The sequence below is a fragment of the Phyllobacterium ifriqiyense genome, assembly GCF_030817885.1.
GTDB classification, from domain to species: Bacteria; Pseudomonadota; Alphaproteobacteria; order Rhizobiales; family Rhizobiaceae; genus Phyllobacterium; species Phyllobacterium ifriqiyense.
Window position 1 is genome coordinate 1,029,680 of the sequence record NZ_JAUSZT010000002.1, and the last position, 17,878, is coordinate 1,047,557.

The following is a 17,878-nucleotide window of genomic DNA, read 5'->3' on the forward strand; positions in this document are numbered from 1 at the left end:
AGGTTCGGGCATTCGGCTGACCGGCGCGCGCAGTTAGCTTGAAAGTGCGCGCCCTGATCTGGATTGCGAACCCGCACCAGCCAGGTGCGGCTGCATGAACAGGCATTTCCCGGTTTTACGGACGGGTCGCAAGGACACGGGCCAGCATGATTGGGCCAAATCATGATCCGTAGCAGCGCAAGACGCCGCATTAATGGTGTGTAACTCGCCACCCAGGGACGTGATGCCTCCCGGACAGTCCAATTGATGGGGCAGAGGCAGACATCGGATGTATGGCTTGCGGACGATGGCAAGGATAATGCGGACGATAGCGCATGGAGCGGACTTTACGGAGACTGTAGTTTGAAGGCAAAACCTGGGCTCACGATCACAACGCTGAAAGGCAACAGCATGATTGCATGGATTAGTCGCACGTTGTTTGGAGCTGTGTTTGGCTTTGCGGCGCTCACCGGCATAGTGTCTGCGCATCATGGCGTCACGGGCAGATATGACGCCTCCGCACCGATCCTTTTGCATGGAACTGTAACCGCGGCCACGTTTACGCCTCCTCATCCGGTCTTCACGGTCCGGGTAGAATCCAGACAGATTCCTGCGCAGGATCTCGGCAGACCGGAGGAGTATTTCGGGCCGCTCAGTACCCGCACGGAAGATGTTGGCGCCGAACGCGACGTCGAGCTTTCTCCCGTGCGCCTTTTTTACGATCTCGCCGACAGGCTACGCGTCGGGGATCAGGTTACCATCATCGCCCTTCGCAACTGCCTGCCTCCCCATCAATTGCGCAGCACCTGGTTACGGTTATCGGACGGCGAGGTTGTGTCCTATACTGGGGACTGGGCACCGGGAGTGGACGGATGCAACTGAGTGCAGCCTTCCAATGGATCGAGGCGATGCCGCTCGTTCGGATGATTGTGACGATCCCTGGTCTCTATCCAGCCGTCTCGGCGCTGCACATTATGGGTATCGCACTCCTTGTAGGCTGTATCGCCACCGTCGATCTTCGTCTTCTTGGTATGTTCAGCATAAAGATGAACGAGGCGCTTCCGGGCCTTATCCGTATGGCGCTATGCGGGTTCGCAATTGCCGTCACCACAGGGCTGCTCCTAGTTTCGGTGCGGATTGGACATTACGTCAACAACCCGGCTTTTTTAACAAAGATTGCAATCCTGATTATGGCTGCGACGAACGCATTGCTTCTGCGCCAGGCTGCCGGTTCGGCCGATGTGAGGCTTGTACTGGAAACTTTTCGCGGTCGTATCGCGGCCGGTGTGTCTCTGGTGCTGTGGACCAGCGCCGTCTTTTCAGGCCGTTGGATTGCCTTCCTATGAAGATTGAGGGAAACCCGGAGCTTGACGGATTTCATGTTCGGCAAGATGCAATTGACGTTGATTTCAAACGACGCCGTTTTCTGGGGCCGGCGGCTGTTTGTCTCCGGTGTCGCAGGTGTCAGTGTGGGAGACCGCCCCACAGCTGCGGACACGACCTGTTGGAACTTTACACCAGATGTATCGGCGACGGGGCCGAAAACCCGCAGGGCCGTGCCGTGATCCGATATGCTGAGCACATCGAGGACGTACTGGCGGCCTGGCTTGTTCACCGCAGTGCAGGCGGAGCAGCCCTTGTTGTAATCACTGTGACAGAAGGCGGCGGCGCCAGGGCGCCAGGCACGGTGATGTCGGTGTCGCAAACAGGCCAGCGCGTCGGCTACGTGTCAGGCGGCTGCCTTGATGCCGATATTGGAAGGCATGCGGTTGAGGCGTTGTCAGATGGGAAGGTCAGGAAATTGCGTTATGGCTCCGGCTCGCCATTCCTGGACCTGCCGCTTCCTTGTGGCGGTGCGATCGAAGTGCTGATCATCCCAAATGCCGATCCGTTGGTCGTGCACCTCTGCAGTGATTTGCTTGCGGCCCGCATTCCCCTGCGTCTTGGCTTTCGCGCTTGTGGTGAGATTCTCCTCGCTCCCAGGGAGGAAGCCGATCATGTTTTTACCTATTTGCCGAGGCTGCGGATCCGGATAGCTGGACGCAGCGGCGATGCCATTGCGCTGCAAAGGGTCGCCGTGGCAGCCGGTCTGCCGGCTCTTCTTCAGATGCCGGAGCAGGAGTTTGACAATGCTGATCCAGCGCTCGATCTGTCAAGGGGACTGCGGATGCAGATACCAGCAGCATTGCCGGCTGTTGACGATGATCAATGGACGGCAGTTGTGCTGGCCTTTCACGACGCCGACTGGGAAGACCCTTTGCTCCTTCAGGCATTGGATGGTCCGGCGTTCTTTATCGGCGCGGTGGGCAGCCACAAAACGCACGAAAGGCGATGCAATCGGCTGCGCGCGCTGGGAGTCAGCCAACAACAAATCGCACGCATCCGGGGGCCGGTTGGCCTTGTCGCTTCAATGCGGGATGCCTCGTTCCTTGCCGTGTCAATCTTGGCGGAGATCCTCAGTTGCTGGAAACATGTTGTGAACGACCCTTTTCAGACACGGCCATAATCCTTCTTGCCGCCGGTCGATCAAGCCGCTTCGACGCTGGCGACAAGCTTATGGCTATGTACAGGGGAGCCCCGCTCATAGAACAGAGCGCGCGACTTTTAAAAGACGAAGCCGTCGCTGTCCGCATCGCCGTCGTTGGACAACACCATCGCGCCCGTAGCGAAATCTTGAAGGCAACGGGCTGGTCGTTGGCCATCTGCCAGACGGAAGTTCCAGCGTTGGCAACTTCACTCTCGGAAGGCATACGCTGCGCAGAGGAGCATCAAGTAGGTGCTGCGCTGATCATTCTTGCCGATATGCCCGAGGTTTCCCAACGTCATTTACGCGCCTTGCGCCAGGCGATTACAGCGGGCCGGTCAGCGGTCTTCTCCCGCAATGGCAAGACGCTTACTCCGCCCGCGGCCTTTGCGCGGGACGTATTTGATCGGCTCACAAAATTGCGAGGAGACAAAGGCGCGCGCGGGCTCTTCGCCACACTGGCCGGGGCTGGCGCGATTGAGATCGATCCTTATGAAGCGATGGATATCGACACGGTTGCAGATCTCGAACGGGCGCAGGCCCGGCATATTGACGATCTGCAGGATGGATTTCAGTGCCCGCGATGAAACCGTCGGCTGCCGGAATGCAGCAGCCCCGAAATATATCGCCGCAACAAGTCTCTGTTCGCTCACAAGGTCAGGCAAGCCTCGATCCAACGCAACGATGCCGGATTATTGGCAAGGCACGGCCAAACATTATTTTCCCCCGACAAGAACTGCGAAGCAGGCAGCCTCGTCCTCGGTGGCCGGATGAAGCAGCCACGTATCAAGACATACCTGCACGCTGTCGCTAGTTGGCTTTCGCTTCCAAAATGCTGAGAAGAGCGATTTTTCCGTCAAGGAGCTGAAAATTCATTTCGCCCGTCCCGGTGAAACCCTTTCCGGCGACTTTGACCGTGACGCGAAAACCTTGGAAGAATACTGCCCATGTTATAATGGTCAGTTGCGATTGGACACCCACATTGTCATTTTGATCCCACGCCGCTAGCTCCGCCCGACCTTGATATTTCTGATCGCCATCGCTCAGGACGGCATCTAAGGTGAAACATTCCAGGACACCGTTTGAATCTCCGGCATTGGTGCACAGCACGAAGTCCCGGATGGCGTCCGGCAAATCGGCGGGGATGTTTTTCGACATCTCGGTTGTATGGTCTGTCTGCAAGATTTCACTTCCCCTATGATCTGATGTTTGTCGGGTGGAGCAGATCGGAGAGCCCGAAGCGCTGGAGCAGCCGTTCGCGCATCACCATGGCGACCGCATTGACCGGCGCATCCCCAAAATCGCTAAAGTCCACTTCAGTCCGGTAAGGTCGTGATCCGTGTGGAAGATCAATGATCCTGAGAGCTTCGTCGGCGATGGCCTGCACATCAGCGGTCACGTCCTCTGCAAAAAGCGCCCTTGTCGCCTGTTCGTTTCGGGCAATGGCATCTTCGTAACGCGCCAGATATTCCTTCTGGACTGTCTCGTCCGCCGGAAATTCGGCATTCGGAAAATGAGCGGTGCCTTCGATGAATGGGCCAGGCATCAGAATTGAGCTCTCGATGCCAAATCGGGCGAGCTCGTAGGAGATACTGTCTGCAAACGAGTCCATTGCTGCTTTCGCCGCTGTATACGGAGCAAGGAATGGTGGAACGACGCGGGATGTGCCGCTGCCAATCCAGAGAAGAAGACCCAGGCCTTGTCGGCGCATCACCGGCAACACGCCACGGTTCACCCGCAGGGCTCCGACCGTATTCGTGTTCAGGCTTGCCAGGATTTGCTCCGGCGTAAAGGCTTCAGTGATCCCGAAATACAAATGCGCCGCGTTGTGCACCAGGACGTCGATGCGGTCCTCATTCTCCAAGACGGTCTGGACTGCCTGCGTGATGGAGGCGTCGGAGTTCACATCGAGTTCTAGCGGCCGCAGATTGACCTTATGGTCGGATGCGAATGCCCGGGCCTCGTCAGCCTTGTCCCTGTTACGACCTTCAACGAAGCGCATGGTGGCGTAGACGGTGTGCCCTGCCTGGGCGAGGCTTCTTGCTATGAGCCGGCCCATGCCAGTGCCGGCTCCCGTGATAATGACGACCTTAGTCATGGTCTTCTCCGTGTGTTGCGTTCGGCGCGTCGGCCAAACTAGGCCGGCAGGATACTCCGGACCTTCTTTTCTACCGTTTGGACAAGCCACCCCGCGATCGAGCCGATTGCAGTGGCGCTTCCGAGCTTCGCGATTGATGAGAGCTCCGGCTCGATATGCGCGGCGAAGAAAGTGATCATCCCAATGAAGTAGCCGAGCAGATTGCTGAGGACCGGAAGGCCGCGCATAGAGATCACCAAGAGCGCCACGCACAATACGACCAAAGGGAACGCCACGCTGCCAAGGGTTGGCGCGAGCAATGGCACCGCTAGTGTGGCAGCTGCGCCGACGCACAGTCCGAATATGGTGCAGACCCAGGTCTGGAAGCCCTCAGCGGCAGAGGGACGGCGTGTAAAATAGGCAACCCAGCCCATGAACATCGCCCACGGTGGGAGTGTCAGGAGCAGACTCGTCTGGGCAGCGGTCGCGGCTGTCAGCGCCGCCGTGACGGTCAGTATGATATAAAGACTGGTGCCTGTATTGCTGGAACCGTGTCCGGCAGGCGCGGTCGTGTTGGTTTCATGTGACATCTCTTTATCTCCTCAATCTTTTTTGATGGTCGTAATGGCTTGCGGGGTGGAGTCAGCACATTCCACCGTTCGCCCGCAGCGTTTGGCCGTTCACCCAGGCGCCTTCCGGCCCTGCCAAAAACGAGACAACGCGGGCGATATCTTCGGGTTGACCGAGCCGCTCGAGCGGGTTCATCTTGGCCATCCGGTCGATGAGCTCGGGGCTCTTCCCGTCGAGGAAGAGATCCGTGGCGGTTGGGCCGGGCGCAACGGCATTCACCGTGATTCCTCGGCCACGCATTTCCTGCGCGAGCACCTGCGTCAGCCCTTCCACCGCGGCCTTGGTCGCGATGTAGACGCCATAGGACGGGAGACGCATGCCGATTACGCTGCTGGACAGGTTGATGATGCGCCCGCCCTCGCGGAGCCGCCTGCCGGCCTCGCGAGCGACATTGAATGTACCTTTAAGATTGATCGCGACGGTCTGATCGAAGGTATCGTCGGCGAATTCGACGATCGGCGCGAGCCGCATGATGCCGGCATTGTTCACTGCGACATCGATGCCGCCGAAGGACCCCTCGGCTATGTCGAACATCGCCGTAACTGCCGCAGGGTCGGAAATATCTGCCTGAACCGCAATCGCTTGGCCGCCTACGGCTGCGATCCTGTCGACAAGCTCCTGCGCGGATACGGCGCCACGCGCATAATTCACGACGACCTTGAAGCCGTCGCTGGCTAGACGCTTGGCAATACAAGCGCCAATCCCGCGGGACGAACCCGTAATCAGAGCCACCTTGTTATGTTCGCTCATGTCTTCTGCCTTTCCTGATTGGCCGCAGCGCGGCTGATCAGGAATTTAGCGGTTCCATCATGATAAAAATAATGCATACTTATCATCGCAAGGATGACTGAAAGTATGTGTTATGCGCTTCGATAGCCGAATGCTGAGCGGAATAGGGGCCCTAGCCGCCGTCGTTGAGGCCGGTAGCTTTGCGCGCGCTGGTGAAGCGATGGGGTTGACCCAGCCCGCGGTGAGCCGCGCCGTTGCCCGCTTGGAAGAGCGCGTGGGCATTCGCATTTTCAATCGCACCGCACGGGCGATTTCGCTCACTGACGAAGGACGCCGCTTTTACGAAACAGTGGCGCCGTTGCTTGCTGGCATCGAGGAAGCGGCGGTGAGTGCGGGAAACAGCAAAGCGTTAGTACGCGGACGATTGCGTGTGAACGTCGACGGAACCTTCGGACATTACGTTCTTGCGCCGCGGCTGGGGGAGTTCCTGGATCGCCATCCCGCCCTTTCGGTCGAAATCAGTGTCAGAGACAGCATGGGCGATCTCGTCGCCGAGGGCGTTGACGTCGCCGTCCGGTTCGGTGAGCCTGAGCCTTCCTCGCTTAAGGCCCGCTTGTTGTTGGAGACGCGCGTCCTGACATGCGCTGCTCCGGCCTATGTTGCCAGGCATGGCGCCCCGGCGCGTCCCGAACAGCTCGGACAGGACCACCAGTGCCTGTTGATCCGCAATCCGGCGACCGGCCGTCCGTTCGAATGGGAATTCAAATGCGGCAAGGAGGTCGTCCCATTTGCCGCATCTGGCCGTCTTGTGGTCACCGATACCGGCTCGCTCCTCGGCGCGTGCCTAGGCGGCACCGGGGTTGCGCAGTTACTGGAAATCTATGCAAGAGACCTGATCGCACAGAACAGGCTTGTTCATCTGCTGCCGGACTGGGCCGACGAAACCTTTCCCCTCTATGCGTTTCATCACCGCTCCAATCTGATTTCGGCCAAGGTACAAGTCTTCCTCGATTTCGTTCGGGCCCTGGCGTCATAGCTGGGCATGGGGTCGGGCACGGCCGTGGGTTGCTACTATCTACCTGCTGGTAACCAAGTCAGATGCTCGAGTGTGACAAACTATCCGCATATGATCGTTCGATCAGAACCTCTGATTAGATTAATCTGGAGTACACCTTTCGACGCGATCATCGGCGGTGCGCGCAAAGCGCGATAGCGCGCTTAAGCGCCGGTTCTCGTTGCTTGAACTCCGGATGCCGGACATGACAACGTGTCCGATACCCCCGGGAAGGGCCCGAAAGGTAACGCCGGTGCAGATTGCGCCAAGGCTGGCTTCGGTAGTCAATGTAGACCCAGAAGGCCCATCAGGTTTCTCGCCCACTCCATGCACGACGACGCTGGCGGCCGCTTCCTTGAAGAAGTGCTCGCCGTCGGCGGTGAGACGTGCTCGGCCGCGGCGCTGCACGCGATGGGTCGACTATGAATCGTGGAACGCCCAACACCAAAGCAGTGCGTCGGAAGCTGCTACATTGCAGCGATGGTCGCACAGCGCAGGAAGCGTAAATCGAGATTGAAGTCAGGCATGCTTCTCCCACGTAGCAAAACTCCTGCCGCCGCTGGATTGATAGTGGGCGTGTCGTGCCTCCGCCATCTTACTCGACGGCACATGCTGCCGCGACGAGAAGCGGACGCGGTCGAAAGGGACTGCATGGGTACGCCTGATCCTGTAGACCGCCGCGGGAGGGAGGTTGGCCAGCGTGCCGCCGATTCGTACTGCCTCGAGACCAAGATGGTCCAGCAATCTATGCGGAACTGGGCAACGGGGGCCATAGGTGAACTGATAGAACGCGCCATCCGGCTCCATCTTGCGGAACGCACCTATGAGGATCGCAATCACTTTGCGGGGCGGCATCGACAACAGGGGCAACCCGCTGACCACGGCGCCAGCCGACCGTCCGTCGAAAAGTTCGACCGTATGCAGGCGAGCTGCATCCATCCAGACCGTGTGTGCTCTGGGATAGTGGAAATGGAGCGCGGCGGCGAACTCCGACCCGAACTCGATCAGGGCGAGGTCTTCTTGTCTAACGCCGCGCGCGACCAGAGCGCGTGTGAACGCACCGGTCCCGGGTCCTAATTCGATCACAGGACCGATATCGCGCGAGATTTCGGAAGTGATCAAGGCAGCTAGCGCGCTATCTGACGGCGCAATTGCCGCAACGCGCAGCGGATTTTTAAGCCAGGCTTGAAAGAAACCGAATGTTTCGGCCATACATTGTTGTTTCATTGGAAATGACCTCGGACAGGTTTCGTTGACGTGCGGAGCGGCCGACGGCGCGCCGCACGAGGTGTCATCGGGACCCACATAGCGCGCACCGGTCGATCTGGGAGGTTGCGCTCACTAAAAACAGCGTCGTAAGCAGCACCGGGACGCGCCATCCACGGATGTATTCATCGTTGCTCGCTTTTGCCATGTTGGGAAGCACTGTCTGGTGATCTATTGACGATGCGGTGGTTTCTGTCATGATTGACGCTTCCCTTGGCCGTGACTGACATCACCACGCTAGAGGAAATCTCCAATGATCAGAATACCGGATACCGCAAGAAACTTGCCTATTCCTACAAAAAGCCATATGGCGCCGGTCGAAGGGCAAGTGCTGCGCTGGCCCGCCTCTCCTTGGCTCGGAGCGGCCTTCTGTTATGCCGCGAAATAAGTCCCAGGGTGACCAGGGGTTAACGATATGCTGGACACCCGGCTGCCGCCGGCGCGCATCACATCAGGTTTTCCTGCGCGGCCTGATAGACGGTTCTCACGACCGGCTGAAAACCAAGACTGCGAGCGAGCGAGACATCCATGTGGAGGTGCCAGGGATTGCCCAGCGGCATTGAGGACGGTTCCATGTGTTCCTCCGACCAGGGCGACAAGCTCGTAGATCGAAGTCGGCGCCTCATCGGCGATGTTGACGATGCGTGCATCCATAGCGCCGGTCAGAGCGAGAGTCATGGCGGTGGCGATATCGCGATGATGAATTATGCTCATCCTTTGGGCGGGATGCATTTTGAAATTGGCAACAAGACGGGGCAACTCTTCCAGATGTCCGTCCTTTTCGCCATAGACGAAGCCCAACCGCTGGATCGACCAGTTCAGCCCACTTTCGCGCAGCGCGTTCTCGGCAGCAAGTTTACTGGCCGGGTAGGCTTGTTGCGGGTCGGCTGCATCGTCCTCGCGGCCAGGGCGCGGGCTGTCCGCATCATAGATATTAGACGTGCTCGCCAGGATGAAACGCGCCTCAGGCGCGTGCGCCTTCACTGAGGCGATGAGGTTGCGTGTACCTTCGAGATTGCTCCTCCAGATCAGATCGGTGTCGGGCGTGCGAAAAACCGCAGCGAGATGAACGACCGCAGAAATCCCCTCCACGGCCGATGCGAGCGAGGCGGTATCAAGCAAGTTGCCCTCGGCCCAAACCATCCCGGCGGGTACTTCTTTGCCCGGTCGTAGCAGCGCGCGGCAACGAAACCCGGCATCCACAAGGCGCGGAAGAAGACGGGCTCCAATGAGACCAGTTGCACCAGTTAGCAAGACTGTCATGGATAGTTTCCTTTCTGTAGCAGGTTTTCGAGACGTTCCGTTGCGGTCTGAAGCACCCGGACTGCGATCGCGATGTCCGCCTCGTCGATGCCCTCGAACGCGACCGAGCGGATGAAAGAGAAATCGGGCAACTCGCCCCACAACTTCGCGCCAGTGGCGGTGATGCGCAGAAGCTTCTGGCGCTGATCAACCTGGTCGGGCTCTTGCTCGATGAGACCCTTACGCACGAGCGTTGCGACGATGCCGGTCATTGTGGCGCGTTCGATCGACAGCAACCGCGCGAGATCACGCTGCATGGTCGGCCCGGCAGTTGCCAGCTGGTAGAGCACGTACCACTGCACGGACCCAAGATCGTAAGGACGCAGGCGAGAATCCATGACCGCCCGGCCGGCGAAGTAGCATCGCTTCGTCCATGCTCCGACAAGGCTCCGATCTGTCTCTTTTCGCTCATCAATCACTGACACAGCCTCCCATCTTGTTAGCTACCTAGCAAATATGAGGTACCAAACAATGTCAAGGGAACTGCCTCGCCTAAACCACGATCTGGCGGGAGAGGGGTGGGCATTGACCGACGGACCGCAGGCAGTTTTGTGGCCTCCTTACCAATCGCGGCGCGATCTGGCTGAAGCACCCTTCTTCCTAGTCAACTGCAGGATCAGGCAGGAAATTTGTGGTTCTTGACATTCGTCACTCCGCAGCCGGCGTGTAGCTTGCAAGTGCAATGCCTGGCAGCTGCCTACCGGTTCCAACGCCGCGCTTCTTTTAAGGAGAGCCTGGGATCATTGGTATCCATAGCAATTGCAGGCGGCACGACCCCGCACGCGACTGCCATGCGCAAATAGACAAAAAGGAAATGTGGAATGGTGAAATCAGTAAAAGGGCCCTTACTGGCCGCAGTGCTCACGGCAGGATTGATAGGTTCCCCGGTTGGAGAGGCAGTCGCACAGGCCTCTTCGCCGGATCAGATTGCAGGGGTCTGGGAGTCCGAAGACGGCAACATCAAACTTGAGATGTTCGATGCCGGAGAAACCTATGCGGCCCGGGTCCTTTACGGAAAGCTTCTGGTCGAGGCGGACGGCAAGACCTTCAAGAAGGACACTCTCAATCCGGATCCGAACCTCAGAAGTCGTTCTTTGGACCGCGCAGTTCTCGTGAGCAACCTAAAGTGGGACGGAGCCGACGGTCGCTGGGAAGGCGGAAATTTCTACAGCGGAGCTACCGGTCAAACCCATTCCGCCCAAGCTGCGCTTGTGAGCGGAAAACTGGAACTTCGCGCCTATAGGGGTACCACCATACTTGGCCGGACCATGGTGCTTCGCCGCATGCAATAAAGCATAAAATCGCTGCCAATGCGGGAGTGTCGCAACAGGCCGCCAAACGAGCAATTTTGCTGTGGCCGATAACCGGAACGGGCGATATTTGGCTTTCGTAAGGTGTTACCCAGCAGAGGCCGACCTGTTACTCCGTCCCCGCCAGTCGAGCGGGTTGATGTTAATTATGGAAACGGAACAATGATCAAAGCCTTCATCATTCATTTGTCGAAGTCAACGGAGAGGGTGGATCAGGTCGATCGACTTAGAAAAGAATTGAGTATGCCGACCGAAATAGTAGATGCTGTGGATGCTTCAAATTTGAGCGATGCGGATGTTCAGCGAGTATACAAATCTAGACTACACAGTCCCGGTTATCCATTCGGCTTGAACATACAGGAAATTGCCTGCTTCCTTTCACATAGAAAGGTATGGCAGGCGATTATCGATCAAAATCTCCTTGCAGGTTTAGTTCTGGAAGATGATGTGGTCCTGACACCAGATTTTGCCAGAGTATTCGCAACGGTTGAACAATACATGACACCCAATAATTTCATCCGGTTTCCGGTCCGGCCAAACAAAGAAAAGGGATTGGAGCTTTTAATTGTGGACGGAGTTCGCATTCTGAAAGCTATGCCGGTTGGACTGGGTATGCATGCTCAGCTCATTGGACAGGCTGCAGCTAAACAATTGTTAGCGGTCACCCAAATGTTTGACCGGCCGGTGGATACAACTCTTCAAATGAACTGGGTAACGAGACTGTCACCTCTCGTTGTCGTGCCGGGTGGCGTCGCGGAGAATTCCGCTCAATTGGGTGGAAGTACGATACAACGCAAAAGACCTTTCCTCGAGAAAATAAAAAGAGAAATTTCACGGCCAATCTATCGGTTGCGCGTTCTGATTTACTCCCGTCGAGCGGTCGGCTCTTAGCTTTTTCTTGGGGAGAGGCAATCGGCTTTGCTTAACGAGTACGACAACTGCATATTCTCTGTGCATTGTTTTCGAAAGCTGGGATCACCGGTTTATCTTCTGTTTTGAAATGTCACATTGCTTATAGGTATGCCACCAAAAAAAGCTGAGTAGCATGGCACCTCCTTGATTTGGGCCATCGCGATATTGGCGTTATTGTGGGTTCGCCTTGCCCAGAGGATACCGGTATGCATCGAGATCGACAACATTCCGAACGGTGTGCAGCTGGTTTCGGGTCGCACCGCCACGGTGCGATTGAACAGAAGAGCGACTGATGACATCGCGTCTGCTTCTGTCAAGGACATCGTGGTGGTCGCCAACAGGATACGCTGCCACACCAAAGTATTTTGGTGTACAACTTATCCCAAACGTGACGAAGGTTTATCGCACCCTTCAAGGTTTGGCGTTAACTCCCTTAAAGGGCCTAGGTTCACATCCTTTCAAGGCGATCAATCGAAACCGAAACGGCTGGGTTGCTGAATCATTCGGTGGCTCATGCGGCCGCCGCTTGTGCCCTCATTTGCTATAAGCGGCTGAATGGGATTTAGCAGTGCTAGATCGCCCGGGCGACCCTTTGGGCGCAACCAGACGGACCGGGTTCGGGCCGGGTATCGCAGGGGTATGGACCGCCGGGGCGCCGGCCGGATCGTGACCCTTCTCCCGTGCGATCGAAAATCGGTAGGCCTGAGCTTCATCACCTTTCTAGAAATGAAACGCTTTGTCTTCGGCAACATTCTCGACCCGCTTGTGGCGCACACGCCAGTCGCCAGCTTCCGTTCTGGTGAGCCGATCCGTCACCATGGCGTAGGAGATCAGCTTCGGCAGATGCTCGTCATATTCCATGATCCTCATCGGCGCGGACTTGAGTTTGCTCGCCTCGCTCGATGGCGCGATGCGGATGAGCAGGATGTAATAGGTGACGATGACGTCGTCGCCATCGCCGGCGTCGATCACGTGGTTGCAGTTGTGCCGCCGAACGCCATGGGTAATGGGCTCGTAGGCCTTCAGGAATGCCGCCAACTCCTCTTTGCCAGCACTTCGGCCAAGCGGGTGATCGACGATCACATCGTCCGAGAATGCGGCAAGCAGTTCCTCGGGTTCCCAACGGTCGAACAGGAAATTGACCCGGTTTACGAAATCAATAGCCTCGAACCGGGTATCGGCGTCGATGCGCCGCTTCGGCTGGGTAAGCGGCATGGCGCTGGTGTTCATGGAAGATTCCTTTTGCAGAGGTTGGAGGGCAACACGTCGCCGCGGCCCGGAGAAGACAGGGGTCTGAGGACCTAGATCAAAGGCGGGCGCCTTTGGGGCGCTAGACAAGCGAGTCCACGACGCCGCCGTCGACTCTCAGCGCCGCACCGGTCGTGGCGGAAGCGAGGGGGGAGGCGACATAGACCACCATGTTCGCGACCTCCTCGACGGTTGCCGGCCGCTGGAGAATCGAGGTCGGACGATGTGTCTTGACGAAGTCGATGCCGACTTGCTCGAAGGACCGCTCGGCCGTGACGTGCCCCTTGAGCATTTCGGCGGCGCCTTCGGACATGGTCGGGCCAGGCAGTACGGAGTTCACCGTCACGCCCGTGCCGGCCATGCGCTTGGCGAGACCGCGCGCGACAGCGACGTCGGCGGTCTTGCTGACGCCGTAGTGGATCATCTCGACAGGAATATTGAAGGCGGATTCCGAGCCGAGGAAGATGAAGCGCCCCCATGATTTGGCGGCCATCTTTGGAAGGTAGGCGCGCGCCAGGCGCACGCCGACCATGACGTTGACCTGCCAGTGGCGGTCCCAGATAGCATCGTCGGTTTCGAAGAAATCCAGAGGCTGAAAGATGCCGAGGTTGCTGACGACGATGTCCGGCTCGGGTTCGGCCCGGATCATGGCGTCACATCCCTCGGGACTGGCGAGGTCGAGCGCATGACCGCGTGCACGGCCACCGAGGCGCGCCACCGCCGCATCGACCTTTTGCCGGGTGCGGCCGTTGATGATTACTTCCGCGCCCGCCTCGTGGAGGCCGCGGGCAATGGCAAATCCGATGCCTTCGGTCGATCCTGTAACGAGGGCGACTTTACCTGATAGGTCGATGTTCAATTTGTTTCTCCTGGAAGGTTGGCCGGGCGACGCGTGCATCGCGCCGCTCCAGCGAATTGGACGGAGCCGGTGCGGCTTACGCCGCCGCGTCCAGCGTGTTGAAGGCGGCCTGGTGCGACGCGACGAACTCCTGAACGGTCATCGGCGGCACGCCGGTCACCTCAGTGATGATCTTGTCGGCGCCCGAGAAGATGCCGTTCTGGTAATCGAGGGCGATCGCGCAGAAATGCTGGATCAGAAACTCGGGCAGGCCGAACTTTTCCAGGCGCTCGCGATAGGCGGGGATGGTCAGCGGCTGGTAGCTGATCTTGCGACCGAGCACCTCGCTGATGGCTGCGGCGATGCCCGGCTGGTCAAGCTCCGTTGGCCCATGAAGCGTGTAGGTCTTGCCGATATGGCCGGCCGGATCGGCCAGCAGCGCTGCGATCAGGCGGGCCTGGTCCTCGGCTGCGATCGGGGCATGACGTCCAGCACCGTAGGGCAGGTCTATGATGCTCTGTTCAACGATCGTCTTGCGCGCAAACGGATAGAGCAGCCATTGCGAGAAGAAGGTCGGCCTCAGGTGGATGGTGGGAACGCCAGACCAGTCGAAGACCCGCTCGGCGATCCAGTGATCGCGCGCCGCATGACTTTTGGAATCTTCACGTGCCGAGATCTGCGACATGTTGATCACGGCCTTGAGGCCGGCGCGCCTGGCCGCATCGGCGAAATATGCCGTCGTCTGGATGATGCCGGGACGGACGGGGTAGCAGAAGTAGGCAGCGGTGGTGCCGGCGGCGGCGCGGATCACGTCGTCATGCTCGAAGAGGTCGCCGACCACGACCTCCGCGCCGTCGCTGCGAAGCGCCTCGGCGCGCTCGTCTTCCTTATGGACCATAGCCCTGACGGCGTGGCCCTTCTCGAGCAGGCGTTGGACGGTGCAGCGGCCGGTCTCACCGGTCGCGCCGGTAACGAGGAACTTGTCAGTCATTTTCATCTCCTTGAGTTGGTTGCTATAAAGTGTGTAATTACACACTTTCAGGTAAAAAAAGGGAGCTAGCCCCCAAGGTTCAGCTCCAGGATTTCATCGCGCATGCGCACGGCGCGGTCCTGTCCGACCTCCTGCTCAAACGCGGCCTGTGCGCCTTCCCAGAGAGGTACGGCCTCCGCCACCTTTGCAACGCCCGAAGGAGAGAGCGTGACATCGAAGGCGCGGCCGCTATCGGCTCTCCCGGCGACAACCCAGCCGGCCGCCTGCAGCGGCTTCAACGCGCGGACCAGCGTCGTGCGCTCCATGCTCAGCATTTCGGCCAGACTGGTAATCTTGAGGCTCTGATAGGCCTCCAGCAGCGACAGGATGGAGAACTGCGATACCGACAGTCCGGCAGGGGCCAGATGATTGTCGTAGAGACGGCTCAGATGCCGCGCGTTCTGGCGGGCGGCGAGGGCGTAACAGAGATGGGGACCAGTGGGTGTCGGCATGGGGCATTTCTAAATGTGCAATTGCACAGTGTCAAGTCCAAACCTCGGCGCTCGACCGATAAGATACAAGTCTTTGCCCAATGCTCATTGTTTGAAGTGCAATTACACACTAAGTTCAGGAATGTCGTAGTCGAGTTTGGATCGCGCTCGCGCGGCCATCCCAGAAATCACGCCATCCGGAGAAACGACATGTCGAGCAGCAACGGAGAAAAGCACCCATTCCTCGATGACCTTGCCGATGACGCCGAACTGAGAGGAACGGTCCTGCGCCGTCCGGTTTCGGGTCGTGACAATATTAGGCGCTTGGTTGAGGCAGTCGGCACGCTCTACGCCGCGCAGACGTCCACCTTCTATGGGGCGATCGATCAGCGCCATTTCCTGCAATACAAGGCAACACTTCGCGCCGGCCTCGATCTGGAAGCGGTGGGTGTCATCGAGCGTGACGACACCGGACTCGTTCGGCGCGTGGCGATGACGTTTGCGCCTTTGGACGCTGCGCTGTCACTGTCGGCAGGTCTGGCCGGCGTCGTCGGGAAGGAGTTTGGTGACGATCTCTTTTACGACGCGTCGGTGAACAAGGTCGCGACGTCCTGATTGCCAGCCCTGCATTTGCATTGCACGCAAGGCGCCGGGGGCTGTGGCCAGCCCCCGGCCTTTCGCATGCCATCAGCCGCGAAGGAACGCCAGCAGGTCGGCGTTCAAGCGGTCCTTGTCGACATGCAGCAGCCCATGGGAGCCGCCTTCGTAGACAATGAGCTTGGCATGAGGCACGAGCCCGGCGGTCAGTTTCGCGGAGATTTCCAGCGGCACGATCTGGTCCTCGCTGCCGTGGACCACCAGCGCAGGAACCGTGATCTTCTTGAGGTCGTCGCGGAAATCGGTTTCCGAGAAGGCGCCAAGGGCATGGTAGGCGGCAAGAAATCCAGTTGCCTGTCCCTGCCGCCAGTAACTCTCCCGCAGGCCTTCCGACACATGCGCGCCCGGACGGTTGAAGCTGTAGTACGGCATGGTGACATCGAGGTTCCACTGGGAGCGGTTTGCCTGCACGGCGGCGCGAAACGTATCGAACAGTTCCTTGGGAGTGCCGTTCGGATTGGTCGCGGTCTTGAGCAGGAAGGGTGTCACCGAGGAAACGAAAGCGACCTTGGCGACGCGGCTCTGGCCATGGCGGGCGATATAGCGTGCGACCTCGCCGCCGCCCATCGAATGACCGACGAGGGTCGCCTCGCGCAGATCGAGCGCTTCGACCAGTTGCGCCAGATCGTCGGCGAAGGTGTCGTAGTCGTAACCACTGGCCGGCTGGCTCGATCGCCCAAAACCCCGACGGTCATGGGCGATGACGCGATAGCCGTTCTGCAGCAGGAAGAACATCTGGTCTTCCCAGGCGTCGGAGGAGAGCGGATAGCCATGGCTGAACACCACGGCCGGCCCGGTGCCCCAGTCCTTGAAATAGAGGCTGGTGCCGTCCTTCGTGACGAGGCGGTCGCCTGTGGCCTCCCCGGCGCGGACAGGCGCGGGGGTCTTTGCATCGGCGGGGGTTGCGCCGGCACCAGCCGCTGCAAGTCCGACGCCGGCGATGGCGGCCCCTTTCAGCAGGTTGCGCCGGGAGGCGCTTTCGGGTGTTGAGATCGTGGACATGAGGAAACTCCGTGAAGTTGTGCCGCCTGGGGCGGCGCGGGTGGCGGATGGGATTGGACGTGTCGGTGCGATATTCGGACCGCACTCGTGTGGAGGATCAGAAGCCGAGCCTGCGCAGATCGTCAGTGACGAACATCTGGCCGCTGCGATTCTTGACGCTCGGGAGCTCAGAGACGTTCGCGCGCCAGGACTTCAGCGCGGAATGATCGTCAGGGATGGCGATGCCGGCGGCGTCCGCGAACATCAGTCCGGCGAACACCGTGATGTCAGCCATCGAGAAGGCATCGCCGGCGACGAACGAACTGCCCTGCAGCACCGTGTCAAAATACCTCATGCCAACGAGAGCCTTGTCGCGCTGGCGGTTGCCCCATTCCCGGCGGCCAGCCCATTCAGGGCTCTTGAACACCTGGAGCTCGGCGCCGAGGCCCGGCGTTGCGTGATGGAAATAGTTGCCGACCGCATCAAGCAGCTCGGTCTCGGCCCGCTTCTGCATCATGTGGATGACGGCCTTTTCCTTCGGCGTCTTTCCCGTGAGCCGCGGATCGCCGTCGAGATTGTCCAGGTATTCGGTGATGGCGGTGGCCTCTGCGATGTAGGTGCCGTCCTCGAGCTGGAGGACCGGCAGCACGCCCGAGGGGTTCTTTTCCAGGAAAGCCGGTTGTTTGTGTTCGGCGCCGATGAGGTCGACGGAGACGAACTCGACCTGCGGTTCGAGCTGTTTTTCGGCAAGCACGATGCGGATGCGGGCGGGGTTGGGAAAGCCGGGGCGATCGAAGATTTTCATGGGAGACTCCTTTACCTGTCTATCGATAGATAGTTTACTATCTCCAGATAGCTCTTCCCTTTTGCGGCGTCAACAACTATCTATCGAGTGATAGGGAATGATCGA

22 protein-coding genes are annotated in these 17,878 nt (G+C 58.9%); 9 read left to right on the plus strand and 13 right to left on the minus strand.

Features of this window, described 5'->3' with window-relative positions:
- Window positions 1-246 precede the first annotated feature (246 nt).
- The 4 genes from QFZ34_RS06510 (at window position 247) to QFZ34_RS06525 (ending at window position 3,090) form a co-directional block, all read left to right on the plus strand.
- On the plus strand, window positions 247-861 hold the full coding sequence (locus QFZ34_RS06510) for a hypothetical protein (RefSeq protein WP_307278395.1): 615 nt from the start codon (window positions 247-249) through the stop codon (window positions 859-861).
- Complete coding sequence (locus tag QFZ34_RS06515; protein ID WP_307278398.1) at window positions 852-1,325, plus strand: hypothetical protein; 474 nt, start codon at window positions 852-854, stop codon at window positions 1,323-1,325. Before QFZ34_RS06510 ends, QFZ34_RS06515 begins: the two co-directional genes overlap by 10 nt.
- 158 nt (window positions 1,326-1,483) lie before the next feature.
- A complete protein-coding gene (locus QFZ34_RS06520) occupies window positions 1,484-2,485 on the plus strand; it encodes an XdhC family protein (protein WP_307278400.1) in 1,002 nt (333 codons plus the stop codon).
- On the plus strand, window positions 2,440-3,090 hold the full coding sequence (locus tag QFZ34_RS06525) for a nucleotidyltransferase family protein (RefSeq protein WP_307278402.1): 651 nt from the start codon (window positions 2,440-2,442) through the stop codon (window positions 3,088-3,090). The genes QFZ34_RS06520 and QFZ34_RS06525 overlap by 46 nt, the downstream gene beginning before the upstream one ends.
- Before the next feature lie 223 nt (window positions 3,091-3,313).
- Here QFZ34_RS06525 and QFZ34_RS06530 read toward each other — a convergent pair whose 3' ends face one another.
- Genes QFZ34_RS06530 through QFZ34_RS06545 form a run of 4 tightly spaced genes read right to left on the minus strand, consistent with a single transcriptional unit; the run spans window position 3,314 to window position 5,960 of the window.
- On the minus strand, window positions 3,314-3,685 hold the full coding sequence (locus QFZ34_RS06530; protein WP_307278404.1) for a nuclear transport factor 2-like protein: 372 nt from the start codon (window positions 3,683-3,685) through the stop codon (window positions 3,314-3,316).
- Between the two features lie 13 nt (window positions 3,686-3,698).
- Window positions 3,699-4,601, minus strand: a complete 903-nt coding sequence (locus QFZ34_RS06535; RefSeq protein ID WP_307278407.1) for an SDR family oxidoreductase — start codon at window positions 4,599-4,601, stop codon at window positions 3,699-3,701.
- A gap of 38 nt (window positions 4,602-4,639) precedes the next feature.
- On the minus strand, window positions 4,640-5,170 hold the full coding sequence (locus tag QFZ34_RS06540) for a DUF1097 domain-containing protein (protein ID WP_307278410.1): 531 nt from the start codon (window positions 5,168-5,170) through the stop codon (window positions 4,640-4,642).
- Window positions 5,171-5,222: 52 nt separating this feature from the next.
- The gene (locus QFZ34_RS06545; RefSeq protein WP_307278413.1) at window positions 5,223-5,960 is read right to left on the minus strand and encodes an SDR family oxidoreductase; all 738 of its coding nucleotides are present in this window, start codon (window positions 5,958-5,960) and stop codon (window positions 5,223-5,225) included.
- A gap of 112 nt (window positions 5,961-6,072) precedes the next feature.
- On the opposite strand from QFZ34_RS06545, the gene QFZ34_RS06550 reads away from it, so the two are divergent.
- Complete coding sequence (locus tag QFZ34_RS06550) at window positions 6,073-6,975, plus strand: LysR family transcriptional regulator (protein ID WP_307278416.1); 903 nt, start codon at window positions 6,073-6,075, stop codon at window positions 6,973-6,975.
- 537 nt (window positions 6,976-7,512) lie between these two features.
- Here QFZ34_RS06550 and QFZ34_RS06555 read toward each other — a convergent pair.
- The 3 genes from QFZ34_RS06555 to QFZ34_RS06565 form a co-directional block, all read right to left on the minus strand.
- Window positions 7,513-8,205, minus strand: coding sequence for a class I SAM-dependent methyltransferase (locus QFZ34_RS06555; RefSeq protein WP_307279022.1), 693 nt, complete (start codon window positions 8,203-8,205; stop codon window positions 7,513-7,515).
- A 426-nt stretch (window positions 8,206-8,631) separates the two neighbouring features.
- Window positions 8,632-9,522 (minus strand): NAD-dependent epimerase/dehydratase family protein, encoded by an 891-nt coding sequence (locus tag QFZ34_RS06560; protein WP_307278419.1) that lies wholly within the window; start codon window positions 9,520-9,522, stop codon window positions 8,632-8,634.
- On the minus strand, window positions 9,519-9,980 hold the full coding sequence (locus QFZ34_RS06565; RefSeq protein WP_307278422.1) for a MarR family winged helix-turn-helix transcriptional regulator: 462 nt from the start codon (window positions 9,978-9,980) through the stop codon (window positions 9,519-9,521). Before QFZ34_RS06565 ends, QFZ34_RS06560 begins: the two co-directional genes overlap by 4 nt.
- Before the next feature lie 402 nt (window positions 9,981-10,382).
- Here QFZ34_RS06565 and QFZ34_RS06570 point away from each other — a divergent pair, with 402 nt between their 5' ends.
- From QFZ34_RS06570 to QFZ34_RS23425, 3 genes are all read left to right on the plus strand, one after another.
- Complete coding sequence (locus QFZ34_RS06570; RefSeq protein ID WP_307278424.1) at window positions 10,383-10,853, plus strand: DUF2147 domain-containing protein; 471 nt, start codon at window positions 10,383-10,385, stop codon at window positions 10,851-10,853.
- A 180-nt stretch (window positions 10,854-11,033) separates the two neighbouring features.
- Window positions 11,034-11,762 carry a glycosyltransferase family 25 protein gene (locus QFZ34_RS06575; protein ID WP_307278426.1) on the plus strand — a complete coding sequence of 243 codons (729 nt, stop codon included), beginning with the start codon at window positions 11,034-11,036 and terminating at the stop codon, window positions 11,760-11,762.
- A 195-nt stretch (window positions 11,763-11,957) separates the two neighbouring features.
- Window positions 11,958-12,281 (plus strand): hypothetical protein, encoded by a 324-nt coding sequence (locus QFZ34_RS23425; RefSeq protein WP_503128820.1) that lies wholly within the window; start codon window positions 11,958-11,960, stop codon window positions 12,279-12,281.
- 222 nt (window positions 12,282-12,503) lie between these two features.
- On the opposite strand, the gene QFZ34_RS06585 is transcribed toward QFZ34_RS23425, so the two are convergent.
- The 4 genes from QFZ34_RS06585 to QFZ34_RS06600 all read right to left on the minus strand — a co-directional run bounded on the left by QFZ34_RS06585 (window position 12,504) and on the right by QFZ34_RS06600 (window position 15,351).
- Complete coding sequence (locus QFZ34_RS06585; protein WP_307278429.1) at window positions 12,504-13,013, minus strand: nuclear transport factor 2 family protein; 510 nt, start codon at window positions 13,011-13,013, stop codon at window positions 12,504-12,506.
- Between the two features lie 100 nt (window positions 13,014-13,113).
- Entirely contained in the window at window positions 13,114-13,890 is a 777-nt protein-coding gene (locus QFZ34_RS06590; protein ID WP_307278431.1) for an SDR family NAD(P)-dependent oxidoreductase, read from the minus strand.
- Between the two features lie 76 nt (window positions 13,891-13,966).
- A complete protein-coding gene (locus tag QFZ34_RS06595; RefSeq protein WP_307278434.1) occupies window positions 13,967-14,860 on the minus strand; it encodes an NmrA family NAD(P)-binding protein in 894 nt (297 codons plus the stop codon).
- Window positions 14,861-14,925: 65 nt separating this feature from the next.
- Window positions 14,926-15,351: a MarR family winged helix-turn-helix transcriptional regulator gene (locus tag QFZ34_RS06600; RefSeq protein WP_307278437.1), complete on the minus strand. Its 426-nt coding sequence runs from the start codon at window positions 15,349-15,351 to the stop codon at window positions 14,926-14,928.
- A 189-nt stretch (window positions 15,352-15,540) separates the two neighbouring features.
- Between QFZ34_RS06600 and QFZ34_RS06605 the strand changes: the two genes are divergently transcribed.
- Complete coding sequence (locus QFZ34_RS06605) at window positions 15,541-15,945, plus strand: hypothetical protein (protein ID WP_307278440.1); 405 nt, start codon at window positions 15,541-15,543, stop codon at window positions 15,943-15,945.
- A gap of 72 nt (window positions 15,946-16,017) precedes the next feature.
- On the opposite strand, the gene QFZ34_RS06610 is transcribed toward QFZ34_RS06605, so the two are convergent.
- On the minus strand, window positions 16,018-16,989 hold the full coding sequence (locus tag QFZ34_RS06610; protein WP_307278443.1) for an alpha/beta fold hydrolase: 972 nt from the start codon (window positions 16,987-16,989) through the stop codon (window positions 16,018-16,020).
- Window positions 16,990-17,086: 97 nt separating this feature from the next.
- Window positions 17,087-17,773: a glutathione S-transferase family protein gene (locus QFZ34_RS06615; protein ID WP_307278446.1), complete on the minus strand. Its 687-nt coding sequence runs from the start codon at window positions 17,771-17,773 to the stop codon at window positions 17,087-17,089.
- Window positions 17,774-17,878 lie beyond the last annotated feature (105 nt).